Origin of the sequence: Flavobacterium album (genome assembly GCF_003096035.1) — a bacterium.
In the GTDB taxonomy this organism is placed as follows: domain Bacteria; phylum Bacteroidota; class Bacteroidia; order Flavobacteriales; family Flavobacteriaceae; genus Flavobacterium; species Flavobacterium album.
Genome location: NZ_CP029186.1, coordinates 640947 through 655160 on the forward strand (window position 1 = coordinate 640947; position 14214 = coordinate 655160).

General features: G+C 46.7%; 10 protein-coding genes. 7 read left to right on the forward strand and 3 right to left on the reverse strand.

Annotation, left to right across the window (positions count from 1 at the left end):
- The first annotated feature begins 113 nt into the window (after positions 1–113).
- From HYN59_RS02895 to HYN59_RS02915, 5 genes are all read left to right on the forward strand, one after another.
- On the forward strand, positions 114–707 hold the full coding sequence (locus HYN59_RS02895; RefSeq protein WP_108776829.1) for a TetR/AcrR family transcriptional regulator: 594 nt from the start codon (positions 114–116) through the stop codon (positions 705–707).
- Positions 708–794: 87 nt separating this feature from the next.
- Positions 795–1388 (forward strand): TetR/AcrR family transcriptional regulator, encoded by a 594-nt coding sequence (locus HYN59_RS02900; RefSeq protein ID WP_108776830.1) that lies wholly within the window; start codon positions 795–797, stop codon positions 1386–1388.
- A gap of 28 nt (positions 1389–1416) precedes the next feature.
- The gene (locus tag HYN59_RS02905; protein WP_108776831.1) at positions 1417–2790 is read left to right on the forward strand and encodes a TolC family protein; all 1374 of its coding nucleotides are present in this window, start codon (positions 1417–1419) and stop codon (positions 2788–2790) included.
- Between the two features lie 4 nt (positions 2791–2794).
- On the forward strand, positions 2795–3853 hold the full coding sequence (locus tag HYN59_RS02910) for an efflux RND transporter periplasmic adaptor subunit (protein WP_108776832.1): 1059 nt from the start codon (positions 2795–2797) through the stop codon (positions 3851–3853).
- Positions 3854–3920: 67 nt separating this feature from the next.
- A complete protein-coding gene (locus HYN59_RS02915) occupies positions 3921–7103 on the forward strand; it encodes an efflux RND transporter permease subunit (protein ID WP_108776833.1) in 3183 nt (1060 codons plus the stop codon).
- Positions 7104–7312: 209 nt separating this feature from the next.
- On the opposite strand, the gene HYN59_RS02920 is transcribed toward HYN59_RS02915, so the two are convergent.
- The 3 genes from HYN59_RS02920 to glgA are packed head-to-tail and all read right to left on the reverse strand — an operon-like array spanning position 7313 to position 10435.
- Positions 7313–7870 carry a YdcF family protein gene (locus HYN59_RS02920; RefSeq protein WP_108776834.1) on the reverse strand — a complete coding sequence of 186 codons (558 nt, stop codon included), beginning with the start codon at positions 7868–7870 and terminating at the stop codon, positions 7313–7315.
- Positions 7871–7915: 45 nt separating this feature from the next.
- On the reverse strand, positions 7916–9187 hold the full coding sequence (locus tag HYN59_RS02925; protein WP_108776835.1) for a glucose-1-phosphate adenylyltransferase: 1272 nt from the start codon (positions 9185–9187) through the stop codon (positions 7916–7918).
- 21 nt (positions 9188–9208) lie between these two features.
- Complete coding sequence (gene glgA / locus HYN59_RS02930) at positions 9209–10435, reverse strand: glycogen synthase (RefSeq protein WP_108776836.1); 1227 nt, start codon at positions 10433–10435, stop codon at positions 9209–9211.
- 206 nt (positions 10436–10641) lie between these two features.
- Between glgA and HYN59_RS02935 the strand changes: the two genes are divergently transcribed.
- Together HYN59_RS02935 and HYN59_RS02940 are read left to right on the forward strand one after the other, a co-directional pair.
- Complete coding sequence (locus HYN59_RS02935) at positions 10642–13089, forward strand: TonB-dependent receptor (RefSeq protein WP_108776837.1); 2448 nt, start codon at positions 10642–10644, stop codon at positions 13087–13089.
- The gene (locus tag HYN59_RS02940) at positions 13089–14213 is read left to right on the forward strand and encodes a PepSY-associated TM helix domain-containing protein (RefSeq protein WP_108776838.1); all 1125 of its coding nucleotides are present in this window, start codon (positions 13089–13091) and stop codon (positions 14211–14213) included. Before HYN59_RS02935 ends, HYN59_RS02940 begins: the two co-directional genes overlap by 1 nt.
- Position 14214 lies beyond the last annotated feature (1 nt).

Sequence of the window (14214 nt, forward strand, 5' to 3'; positions counted from 1 at the left end):
GTATCCAGTAGCTTACGAAAATGATATATGTTAAAATAATCAAAAAACTTTGGAAACTTTTTAGGTTTTAAAAGTTTCCTAACATACCTTTGCACCGGATTTTTAAAGGACGAATGAAAGAGACAATACTAAACAAAGCAACTGAAATGTTCCTTACGCTGGGTTTTAAAAGCGTGACCATGGATGATATTGCCAACGAACTCGGCATTTCCAAAAAAACGATCTACCAGCACTACGCCAATAAGACCGACCTGGTTGAAGCAAGCACAATGCACCTCTTCAACACCATCTCGGATGGCATCGACAATATTGTAGAGCAACAAAAAAACTCTATTGAGGAGATATTCATAATCAGGAATTTTTTAAAGCAGCACCTCAACAACGAGGCCGCATCGCCATTTTACCAATTGCAAAAATTTTTCCCGAAAATATTTTCCTGCCTCCGTACAAAGCAATTTGAAAAGATGAACGGCTGTATGGTAGAGAACCTTCACAGAGGGGTGGCCAACGGGGTGTACAGGGAGAACATCAATATCGATTTTATATCCCGGATTTATTTTACGGGGCTAACGGGTATAAAGGATTCAGACATTTTCCCCGCGCAGCTTTTTGAAGTGAATGATTTGACAAAGCAATACCTGGAGTACCATTTAAGAGCGATAGTAACCCCAAAAGGGCTTGAAATACTTAAGGAATTCCTGAAGTAAAAAAAATTATGAAATTTCTTATTGACTTTGAACAAAACTATGTAATTTTGCCTTGACAAAAATGTCAAACAAAAAAGTTAAACAATTATGTCGGCTAAGATAACAGACCAGGACACAGAGAAATTGATAAAGGATACGGCAATGCGTGTTTTCTTTGGGGAGGGCCGCTTTAATGCTACGACACAGGAGATTGCAGATGCCGCGGGAGTAAACAGGACGCTTATAAATTATTACTTCAGGTCGAGGGACAAACTGTTTGAGCAGGTATTTGAAGAAGCCCACAAGCAGGAACATGAGTTGATGGAGCAGATATTCTATTCCGGATTGCCTTTTAAGGAGAAAATAGAACGCCACCTCGACGTGGCCTTCGAGCAGTCGCAAAAATACCCTTACCTGGAAATATATATGGTAACGCAGGCCAATCAGGGATGCAATATTAAGAACCATGAAAATATGGGTGGCCTGGTACAGGATTTTTACCGGGAAATAGCAGTCGAGATGGAAAAAGGCACCATCCATAAAATGAGGCCTGAGCAGTTTGCGCTCAACTTTATCTCGCTTATGTCCTTCCCCGCTGCTATGAGGCCGCTATTACAGGAAACAATGGGTTTTACAAACGAGGAATTCGACACGATCCTCGCTGAACGCAAAGAGGTAATAATGAAGACACTTTTTAAATAATCATTCAATCAATAAATACAGTTAACAAATGAAGATCATCAATGACCTGAAAAGCTTCTTCCGCAAAGAATGGGCTTTTCTAGTGGTACTTCTGGCAGGATCCTCTCTGCAGGCGCAGGTAAAGCCGAAGGAAATCACGCTGAAAGATGCCATAAATTATGCCCTGGAAAACAAGGCAGATGCCAAAAAGGCGAAATTAACGGTAGAAAACAGCGAGTACCAGATACAGGAAGTGCGCGCAAGGGCCCTGCCTACGATTTCGGCATCCGGAAATACCACCTACAATCCCATATTGCAGCTTAATGCGCTTCCGGGCGACTTCTTTGGCGCGCCGGGTACGACTATACTGGCGCCATTAGGGCAAAAATGGGTATCGTCGGCGGGGGTAAACCTCAACCAGGCAATATTCGATATGTCGGTATTTACAGGGCTGAAGGCCGCTCGCAGTACCCGTGAGTTTTACCAGGTGAACGCGCAGCTTACAGAGGAGCAGGTAATCGAAAGGGTTGCAAACAACTATTACCAGGTATATGTGCAGCGCCAAAAGCTTTCGATCATAGACAGCACCTATAACAATACGGCCAAAGTGCGGGACATCATCAAGGGGCAGTTTGATAATGGCCTTGCCAGAAAGATAGACCTCGACAGGATGAACGTAAACCTGTCGAACATCAACACGCAGCGCCAACAGCTTATCAACGCCGTGCAGCTACAGGAAAATGCACTAAAATTCTATATGGGTATGCCGATAGATACACCTATCACGCTGCCGAAAACAGAGTTTTCCGTTACCCCGTTGGCACTGAACGATACGCCAGACGTTACCAAAAGAAGTGAATACCAGCTGCTGAAAAAACAGGAAAGGCTTTTGTATTTCCAGAAAAAATCAATAGAAGCGGAATATTATCCTTCATTATCATTAACGGCAGGCTATAATTATATCGGCCAGGGGCCAAAGCTTCCATTGTTCGCAAAATCTTCTGAAGGCGTGTACTGGTCAGACTTCTCGTCAATAGGCGTTAACCTTAAAGTACCTATCTTCAATGGCTTCGGTACCCGCGCCCGTGTAAGGCAGGCTACCATCGACATGAAGAAGAATGAGGAAGACCTGAAAGATACACAGCTATCGCTAAACCTGGCTTTTGAAAATGCAAGGACGCAGATAAACAACAGCCTCATCACCATCAATAACCAAAAGGAGAACGCGAGGCTGGCGCAGGAAGTGCTGGACAACACCCAGAACAATTACCAAAACGGGCTTGCCACGCTAACCGACCTGCTTGACGCGGAGAACTCCTATGTGGAAGCACAAAACAATTATACCACTGCCCTGCTCGATTTCAAGCTGGCAGAAATACAGCTCATTAAAGCAAAAGGCGAATTAAGAACATTAACAAACTAATCTCATGAAAAAGGTTTTATATATCGTAATAATAATTGCAGTTTTAGGCCTTGGCGCTTATATACTAACGAAAAACAAGGAAAAGAACGATGCCGAAACAGCGGTTGTTTCCCAAAAGAATACTGCCGTTACGGTGAGGACGGCCGTTGTAAAAAATGAGGTGCCAAATACGGATTATCTTTCCAATGGTACTTTCGAGCCATCACAGCAGCTAGAGTTCCCTGCAGAAAATGCAGGTCGCGTAGTCAGCGTACTGGTTGATGAAGGCGATGTAGTTCGCAAAGGGCAGGTGCTTGCGGTAATAAAGGGCGACCGGCTTTCTATTGACGTGCAAAATGCGCAGGCGGCCTACCAAAATGCACTGGCAGACAGCCAGCGTTATGAGAACGCCTTCAAAACAGGCGGTGTGACCAAGCAGCAGCTGGACCAGGCGAAACTGGCCCTTGTAAACGCAAAAGCAAGGCTGGACCAGGCGAAGATACTTATGGGCGATGCGAGCATCAAATCGAGCATTAACGGTATCGTGAACAAGCGCAGCATAGAGCCGGGATCGGTAGTAGCATCGGGAACAGTATTGTTTGAGCTGGTAAATGTTTCTACGCTTAAGCTGAAAGTGACTGTGAACGAGCAGCAGGTATCTACCCTGAAAGTGGGCAGCATGGTTCCTGTGAAAGCGAGTGTTTTCCCTGACAAAGAATTCAAAGGTAAAGTTACTTTTATCGCTCCAAAAGCTGATGCATCGCTTAACTTCCCAGTAGAAATAGAGATCGCCAACAATCCTGGCAACGAGATCAAAGCCGGTATGTACGGTACCGCAGTATTCGGTTCGGGGAAATCGCAGCAGGCAGTTACCACTATTCCGCGTAAAGCGTTTGTAGGCGGTGTAGGCAACAACCAGGTATTTGTTGTGAACGACAGCGTAGCCAAGCTTGTAAAAGTAACGGCAGGACGCATCTTCGGTGAAGAAGTTGAAGTGCTCGACGGCCTTAAAGAAGGCGATGTGGTAGTAACCAGCGGCCAGATCAACCTGCAGGATGGTACTAAAGTAAATCCGGTAAAATAAGTTTAAGATGGTAAAGTTTCCGTACAGGACTTTAAACTTTTAAACCTTAAACTTTAAACTAAAGAAAATGAAATTAGCAGAAATATCCATAAAACGGCCAACACTTATTATAGTGTTGTTCATAATCCTTACACTGGGAGGGCTTTACAGCTACAGCAGCCTGAGCTACGAGCTTATCCCGAAATTCGAGATGAACGTGGTGACCATTTCCACGGTGTATCCCGGTGCATCTCCTGGCGAGGTGGAAAATACGGTGACCAAAAAGATCGAGGACGCGGTAGCATCGTTGGAGCTTGTAAAAAAGGTAGAATCCAAATCGTATGAAAGCCTTTCGCTCGTGATGGTAACGCTCGAGCCTGAAGCCGATGCCGACTACTCTCTGAATGATGCGCAGCGTAAGATCAACGCGATCGAGAAAGACCTTCCTGAAGATGCCGACCCTCCTGCGCTTGTGAAATTTTCCCTGAGCGACCTTCCGGTAATTACCCTGGGCGCTACATCGAAAATGGATGAAATAGACTTTTACGACCTTTTGGATAAAAAGATCGAGCCGCTTTTGGCCCGTGTTCCGGGCGTGGCGCAGGTAACCCTTGTGGGTGGACAGGAAAGGGAAATACAGGTAAACCTTGACGAAGAGAAACTGAAAGGCTACGGCCTCTCCATACCCCAGGTACAGCAAGCCGTTTTAGGCAGTAACCTCGACTTCCCTACCGGTAGCGTAAAAACGCGCGAAAGCAGCATGCTGGTGCGCCTTGCGGGTAAATACCGTACGGTTGATGAAATGCGTAACCTTGTGGTTTCGTCAAAAGACGGGATACAGGTACGCCTGGGCCAGATAGCCGACGTGCAGGATGACCAGAAGGAAGCTGATAAAATAGCCCGTGTTGACCAGAAAAGCGCTATTGCGCTGCAAATTACAAAGCAGACCGAAGCCAATGCGGTACAGGTGAGTGAGGACGTTCGCGCCATTATCTCGACCATCGAAAAGAACTATGCCAAAGAAGGCCTTAAGCTCGAAATAGCAAATGATACTTCAGAATTTACGCTGGTTGCGGCAGATGCGGTTATCCATGACTTGTTCATCGCGATATTCCTCGTGGCCTTCGTGATGCTTTTCTTCCTTCACAGTATAAGGAACGCGCTTATTGTAATGGTATCTATCCCGGCATCGCTTATCGCGACGTTCATCGGTGTATACCTCTTAGGCTATACGCTGAACCTGATGAGCTTACTTGGGCTCTCGCTCGTGGTAGGTATCCTTGTGGATGACGCGATCGTGGTACTGGAAAACATTTACCGCCACATGGAGATGGGCAAGAACCGTGTGCGGGCCGCGTATGACGGTACGGCAGAGATCGGGTTTACCGTATCGGCCATTACGCTTGTTATCATCGTGGTTTTCCTCCCAATCGCCATGAGTACAGGGCTTGTGAGTAACATCATCACCCAGTTCTGTATGGTAGTTGTTATCGCGACATTGCTTTCATTATTATCTTCCTTCACACTTATCCCGTGGTTGTCATCACGCTTTGGAAAGCTGGAGCATATCGAAGGCAAAAATATTTTTGGCAAAGTGATCCTTGGTTTCGAAAAAGGCCTTGACCGCTTTACGCACTGGGTAACCGGCATCCTGAAATGGTCGCTTCGCGGCAGGGGTACCAAGCTGGCGACGCTGGGTATCGTTATCCTGTTGTTCTTCGGTTCGATAGCATTGCTTGGCGCAGGGTTTATTGGTGGGGAGTTCTTCCCTAAACTCGACAGGGGACAGTTCATGGTACAGCTCGAGTTGCCGAAAGATGCTTCCCTGGAGCAAACCAACTTCATGACACAAAAAGCGGAGAAATTCCTGCAGGATAAAAAAGAGGTGAAAAGCATCATCAGTACAGTCGGGCAGACCAGTGAAGGTTTTGCCGGTGTACAGAGCACAGCTTATAAGTCTGAGATCACGGTAACACTTATCGACCAGGAACAGCGTGCGGACAACTCTTTCGTATATGCCGCTAAGACAAAACGCGACCTTGAAAAAATACTGATAGGCGCTAAAGTAAAAACCGTTCCGGTAAGTATCATGGGTGGTGCCGACGAAGCGCCGATAGCGCTTACCGTCACAGGTACCGACCTTGCAAGCGCTATGGACTTCGCCGAAAAAGCAGCTGCCGAGCTTGCCAAAATAAAAGGCTCCACCGGTATCAAGCTGACATCAGAATCCGGTTCGCCTGAGGTGAACGTACAGGTAGACAGGGATAAAATGGCCGCACTTGGGCTTGACCTCCAAACGGTCGGCCTTACCATGCAGACTGCCTTCAACGGAAATACCGATGGTAAATTCCGTGCCGGCCAGTATGAATATGACATCAACATCCGCTTTGGCGCATACGACCGTATGAACATCAACGATGTGCGCAACCTAACCTTTGTAAATGCCATGGGCCAGGAAGTGAAGCTTTCGCAGTTTGCTACCATCACCGAAGGTTCAGGCCCGTCATTGCTGGAAAGGCGCGATAAGAGTGCTTCGGTAACCGTACAGGCGCAAACCGTAGGCCGCCCATCGGGTGACGTTGCCACCGAGTGGGAAGGTGTATTCTCTAAAATGGAGCGCCCTGCCGGTGTAGACTATGTATGGGGCGGTGATATGGAGATGCAGGGCGAAGGTTTCGGTACATTGGGTATCGCTTTGCTTGCCGCTATATTGCTTGTGTACCTTGTAATGGTAGCGCTTTACGACAGCTTTGTATATCCGTTCGTGGTATTGTTCTCGGTACCGTTATCGTTCATCGGGGCGCTTGTAGCATTGGCACTTACAAATAATACGCTGAACATCTTTACGATATTGGGTATAATCATGCTTATCGGCCTTGTGTGTAAGAACGCGATCCTTCTCGTCGACTTCGCCAACCACAGGAAAGCCGAAGGCGAGACTACCAAAGACGCACTTATACAGGCCAACCACGCGCGTTTGAGGCCGATCCTTATGACGACTATTGCGATGGTTATCGGTATGATCCCGATCGCATTGGCAAAAGGCGGCGCCGCACAGATGAACAACGGCCTTGCATGGGTGGTTATCGGAGGACTTATCTCCTCGCTATTCCTTACGCTTGTTATCGTGCCGGTGGTTTATTCGATATTCGACAGCCTTATCAGGAGGACTTCTAAAGGGAAGCCAACCGATTATGCTAAAGAAATGACCGCCGATTATGAGCCTAAAGAACTTAGCGACGACGGCTTTACCGTAAAACACCAGATGTAATATCCACATTTATATAAAAGGCTCCCGGTTGCGAAAGTGACCGGGAGTTTTTGTATTTATGGAACGCGGATTGGGTGATTTTAAAGATTTATGCCAATTACAAATATAAAAGAGCCTGACAGTTTTTTAAACTATACCTACAAGGTCTCAAAGACCTTGCAGGAGACCAACCGTGCTGTAGCCGATTCTACATACATAAATGGTATTTCTCACTGTGTATAATAGGCCGGGAACTCCCGTACTATCGAGAAAAGGTCGCGGAATTCAAAAAAGCGCGGGCTCACATTGCTTACGTCTTTAAACCCCTGTTTCCGCAGCAGCATTTTCGTTCGTGTAACGTGAAAGTACTGCGATACCGCAATAAGGCTTTTAAGCTTCAGGCTGTCTTTTAGCTTTCGGACATTCTTTGCAGTGTCACGAGTATTATAGCCTTGGTTATCTGTTACTATCCTGTTTGCGGGCACGCCGTCCTGCACAAGATATTCCTTCATTTTATCCCCCTCATAAAAGCCTTCCTTTCCCAGGCCGCCGCTTACGATAATATATTTTACACGTCCGGCCTTATATAATTCAAGCCCACAGGCTACACGTTGACGGAGCCGTTCCGATAGCGTACCGTCCTCATTTACGGTAGTGCCGAGGATAACGGCAGCATCGGCAGTTTTTCCTTCATCCTGTAGGCCATCCGCTATAATGCAGGCGGAGTGAATCAAAAACCAGCCTATTACAAGGCATAAAAATATCTTTATAAAGCGTTTTAGCTTCATTGATTTTGGTTGAGAAATTATTAATTCATGCAATGCTGGAAATACTTAAATACTAAACCCGTCCGGCAATGTGCTTCCTTTTTTGATTATGATTATCCCATCTTTAATGGTGTATTCATCCGTATTTGCATTTTCAAGGTGCGGGCCGCCGTTGAGGGTCACATCATTGCCAATACTGCAGTTCTTATCTACGATGGTATTGTTGATAACGCAGCGTTCGCCAATACCAAGGTTCGTTATCCCGTGCTCAAGGTTGTGGTTGATCTCGTCGAGGTTCTGGTAGAAGTCGTTACCCATCAGGTAGGAATTCGAGATCTTAGACCCCTTGCCTATCCTGTTCCGGATGCCTATGACCGAATGCACTATGGATGAACCGTTAACAATAGAGCCTTCGGCAATGATAGAATGGTCTATACTGGTATTGCCTATAATCTTGGAAGGCGGCAATATCCTGGCACGGGTATATATCTTGGATAAGTTGTCGAACAGGTTGAACTTCGGTATCTCATCGGTCAGTCCCAGATTGGCTTCAAAGAAGGAGTCGATGTTCCCTATATCAGTCCAGTAGCCCTCGTACTGGTAGCTCAGTACTTTTTCTTTCCCGATGGCTTGGGGGATTATTTCCTTGCCAAAATCTTTCGCCTCCGGGTCGGACATCAGGTCGATAAGCAGCTGCCTGTTGAAGATATAGATACCCATCGAGGCGAGGTAATGTTTCCCTTCCGCCGCGGATTCTTCACTTACTTCCGAGGTCCATTCCGGCAGCAGGTCTTTGTGCGGCTTTTCGATGAAAGAGGTGATAAGGCTTTCGCTATCGGTTTTCAATATCCCGAATTCGGGGGCATCTTTTGCCGTAACGGGCAGTGTCGCTATGGTTATGCCGGCACCGCTTGCTTCGTGCGCTTCCACCATGGCATTGAAATCCATCTGGTAGAGCTGGTCGCCCGAAAGGATCAGGGCATAATCGAAATCATGGTTCAGGAAATGCGGCATGCACTGGCGCACCGCATCGGCCGTACCCTGAAACCATGTAGGGTTATCCGGGGTTTGCTCGGCAGCAAGGATATCGACAAAAGCAGTACTGAAATGGCCGAACTGAAACGTATTCTTGATATGCTGGTTCAGGGAAGCCGAATTGAACTGGGTAAGCACAAACATCCTGTGGATATTCGAGTTAATGCAGTTGGAGATCGGGATGTCTACCAAACGATATTTTCCCGCAATAGGGACAGCCGGCTTGGAACGCCTGTGCGTCAGTGGAAATAACCTGGAACCCTGCCCGCCGCCAAGAATAATGGCCAATGTACTTTTACTCATTTTGTTACCGATTTAAATTCGTTATGCTTTTTCTTTTTCGAACCGGGATATAACCTCCTGATAATAATTATACGTAGTTTTTGCGATAGACTCCCAACTGAACTTTTCCAGTACCCTTTGGCGGCCCGCTTTGCCCATTTGTTCAGCGAGGCCTTCGTCATCCAGTAGCAGATTGATCTTTTCGGCGAATGCCTTCTGGAATGCCTGCGGGTCTTTCGGGTTAAGATCAGTGCGCGATACGCTTTCCAATGGGATCAGGTAGCCGGTTTCGCCTCCGGTAAGGATCTCAGGGATACCGCCAACTGCGCTTCCCACAACCGGGGTCCCACAGGACAATGCCTCAAGGTTGATAATGCCGAATGGCTCATATAGCGACGGGCACGCAAATACCCGTGCATGGCTGTACAGGACCCTGACTTTATCACGTGGCAGCATTTCGGATATAAGGATAATGCCATCCCGCTGTGCTTTCAGCGTATTGATAAGGCCTTCGGTCTCTTTCGCAATTTCGGGCGTATCGGGAGCACCGGCACAAAGCACGACCTGGCAGTTTTTATTGAAATAATGAGCTGCCTCTATCAGTTGTGATATGCCTTTCTGCCTCGTAATCCGTCCTACGAAAAGCACAAAAGGCACGTTTGGATCGATGCCGTATTCCTGTAATACGCTATTGTCAAAAGTCGGCTGGTAAAAGTCCGGGTCGATGCCATTATGGATAACGGTCACTTTCTTTGGTTCGATACCATAGGCTTCTACTACATCTTCCTTCATCTGCTCACTAACGGCAATTACACCATCGGCTGCGTTATAAGCCTGCCGCTCTATCCACCGGGATAAAAAATAACCGTTACCCAATTGCTCTATTTTCCACGGGCGATGGGTCTCCAGGCTGTGCGTAGTTAGGATCAGCGGCACCTGCAGCAACTCCCTCGAATAAATGCCCGCGAGATGGGTATACCAGGTGTGGCAGTGAATAACATCGGCTTGCAAAGTATGCTGGGACATTTCCACATTCCTGCTCAGGTTCTGGAACATTTTTATGTGGGGATTATTCGGATCCACCATTTGATTCAGGGACGGCTGAATCCCGATAACGTTCATTGCATCTTTATGCTCCTCCTGGTTCCCGAAGCATCGTACCTCCACATCGGCCAGCCTTGCCAGCTCCCGGCTTAAAAAATCGATATGCACACCGGCCCCGCCGTAGATATTCGGGGGAAATTCGTTGGTAAAAAGGGCAATTTTCATACTGTGTAAGGAGCTTATTGATAGTGGATTATAAAGATATAAAATTAAGCCTTTGACCTGGCTATATTTAATAAACTTAATATTCAGCCTCCTGATTATGTGTTCATCTAAGACATGAAATTAAAATTTATTTAGAATAAGTAAAAATAATTTTGCCCATTATTATTTTGGCTATTACTTTTGTACCTGCAAAAAATAGTAACACCATGCACAAATTCATTACCAAAAAGCTTTTGCTTTGTTTCATACTTTTAACGGCTGCCGCGGGATGGTCCCAGGAGCGCGGCAGGATAACCGGTACAATATCGGTCAGCGACAACTCTGCTGCAGAAAATATATCCATTGCACTCAAAGGCACCTCACATGGTACTTATACCAATGCGGAAGGCAAGTTTGAGATTAAAAACATAAAGCCCGGCACGTATACACTCCGTATCTCAGCTATAGGCATTACAGCCGTAGAAGAGCAGGTAACTGTAACGGCAGGCGAAACAATTACCAAAAACATTACATTAACCGAAAGCCGTGAGCAGTTAGACGAAGTAGTGATCGATGGACGGAATAACCGTTACAAAAAGAAAGAAAGTGCAACCGTATCGCGTATGCCTTTGAAGTCATTAGAAAATTCGCAGGTATATAATGTGGTTACCAAAGAACTTATGGCCGACCAGCTGGTTACCAACCAGGACGACGCACTTAAAAATGTTGTAGGCCTCTACCAGCTTTGGGGCGCTACAGGGCGTGCCGGCGATGGTGGGTCGTATTTTGCCTCAAGGGGTTTTGTTACCCAGGCATTAGTGCGCAACGGTATTGCCGGAACCGTTATTGCCAACAACGATGCGGCAAACATTGAAACCATCGAAGCGATAAAAGGCCCTTCAGCCACGCTATTCGGGAGCGTACTTACTTCTTACGGCGGGCTTATAAACCGCGTAACAAAGAAACCTTATGAGACATTTGGCGGCGAGGTAACGTACCAGACAGGGAGCTTTGGCTTTAACCGTGGTACGGTAGACATCAACACTCCTCTTAATTATGACAAAACCGCATTGTTCAGGCTAAACGCTGCTACAACCGCAACCGAAACGTTCCAGGACTACGGGATGAGCAAAAGCACCTTTGTAGCGCCGTCGTTCACCTACAAATTCAGCGACAGGCTTACAGCAACCATCGAGGGTGAATTTTTCAACCAGGACGCTACAGGGCTCCACCTTATCTACCTGGACTATATGCACACGCCTTCCAGCCTTGGCTTCAACAGCGCTGCCGACTTAAATCTTGATTTCAAACGTTCCCTTGTTGGCGGCAACTTCATTACCGAAACAAGGAGCCGCAATATTTTTGGAACCGTTACCTACAAAATATCCGATAGCTGGACATCGCAGTCGGTAATTTCTTCAGCAAATAACCAAGCTAACGGTCCCGGGTTTTGGTTCTACCTGCGCCCAAATAATAAGGTTTCCCGTAACGCATGGGGCTTTGGCGGCTCATCGAATGCTATTGAGTTCCAGCAAAACTTTACCGGTGACTTTACTATCGGCAGCATGAGGAACCGCATTGTGATAGGCGGCGACCTTTACCAGACTAAAGGCTATACAGACATTACCTACCTGCCCGGCGGCGGATGGGAATTTGATGAGATAGATTATTCGGGTGCAATACCTAATTACAATGCCTTTAACCCAAGGAACATACAAAACCAATTGGATAGCTCCAACAGCGTTTTTCATAGCACTACCAACCTTAGTACGCACAGCCTTTATGTAAGCGATGTATTGAACATCACACAAAAATTGCTTGTTTCGGCAGGCTTACGTTTCGATAACTTTGAAAACAGGGGCAATTATGATGCTGCAAGCAACACAACTTCCGGCGCATTTTCCCAGAATGCATTCTCACCAAAGTTTGGTCTGGTGTACCAGGTAGTGCAAGACCAGGTGGCGGTATTTGCCAATTACCAGAACAGCTTTAAAAATGTTGTAAACAGCAACGCAGGCAGCTCTGCACCCGGTATTAACACCAATACCTTTAAGCCGGAGCACGCCAACCAGTTTGAAGCGGGTGTAAAGCTTGATGGCTTCAATAATAAGCTTGGCGCCAACATCAGCTATTATAACATTAAAGTAGACAATATCGTAAGGGCCGACCCATCGGTGCCTAACTCCTCCATACAGGACGGGTCCCAGGAGAGCAGTGGGTTTGAAGCAGAAATCACCGCATCGCCGGTAAAAGGCCTGAACATTTTAGTCGGCTATGCTTATAACGACAGCAAATACACCAAATCTGACGCGGGCATCAACGGCCTTCGCCCAACAACAGCAGGCCCGCGGAACCTGGCTAACTTCTGGATAAGCTATAAGCTGCCTGCAACTGTTATCGAAGGGATGGGTATTGGCTTCGGCGGTAACTATGCCAGCGAAAGCGCTATTTACAATAGCAATACCTTTGACGGTGACGGAAATGTAAACGGTTCTGAAAAATTTGTGCTGCCTTCCTATACTGTATTGAATGCTTCGCTGTTTTACGACAAGCCAAAATACAGGATAGCGCTTAAAGCCAACAATATTACCGATGAGCTGTACTTTAACGGTTATACTACCATCAACGTGCAGGCGCCGCGCAACTTTATGGGCAGCCTTACTTATAAGTTTTAATGGGATTTAAAAAGAAAATACGCTTTATACACAAATGGCTCGGGCTCACCTCCGGGCTCATTGTGTTTATAGTCAGTATTACGGGCTGTATCTTTTGCTTTCATGATGAGATAAAAGACATGACCCGCGACTGGCGCACCGTTCCCGTTGAGGCAAAACCTTACATCGCTCCATCGGTACTGCAAAAAAAGGCACGGGAACTGTATCCTGACGTAGTGCAGTCGATGGTTATTTATGGTGGTGAGGCACGGCCCGCTTTTGTATATGGCGTAAAGGACGAAGACGGGTATTTTATTTATTTCAATCCCTATTCCGGTAAATTCCTGCATGCTGAAAACCTTGAGGAGGACTTTTTCCACATTGTAGAGCATATACATCTCTACCTGCTGCTGCCGCCGGAAATTGGCAAACATATAGTGGGAGTGGCAACCATCATTTTTATATTCCTGCTCATAACGGGCATCATACAATGGTGGCCAAAGAAGAGGAAGCATTTGAAGGACAGGCTTCTGGTAAAATGGAGTGCGAAATGGCGCCGGGTGAATTACGACTGGCACAACATTTCGGGCTTTTACATTGCTTTGGTGGCACTTGTGATAGCCGCAACGGGGCTGACATTTACTTATGAATGGATGGGCGACGCAATGTATTATGGAGGCAACCTGGGCCGGGATTTTCCCGAAGAGCGCGCCGAGCCGGTTATTGATACAACGCTTTCGCAGAAAGACCCGCACGCAGTAATGGATAAAGCCTTCGGACAAACCCTGAAGCTGGCTCCTACAAAGGGGATGTATTTTATATGGGACCGTGGCCCGAAAGCAACGATGCTGGCCGGCTCATACCCCAATGCGCTGGAATACCACCACCAGTCGAACCTTTACTTCCATCCGGCAACGGGAGTACTGGTTAAACAGCAAATGTATGGTGACAAAAGCCCCGGAATGAAGCTGAAGGAAATGAATTACGGCCTGCATACCGGGCAATACTTTGGCCTTACAGGAAAAATCATTGCTTTTATAGCAAGCCTTGTTGCGGCAGCGCTGCCGGTTACCGGGTTTGTTATCTGGTGGGGGCGAAGAAATAAAAAGGGAGGGAACCAAAAAACAAAAAAGGCTGTGAGTTGAT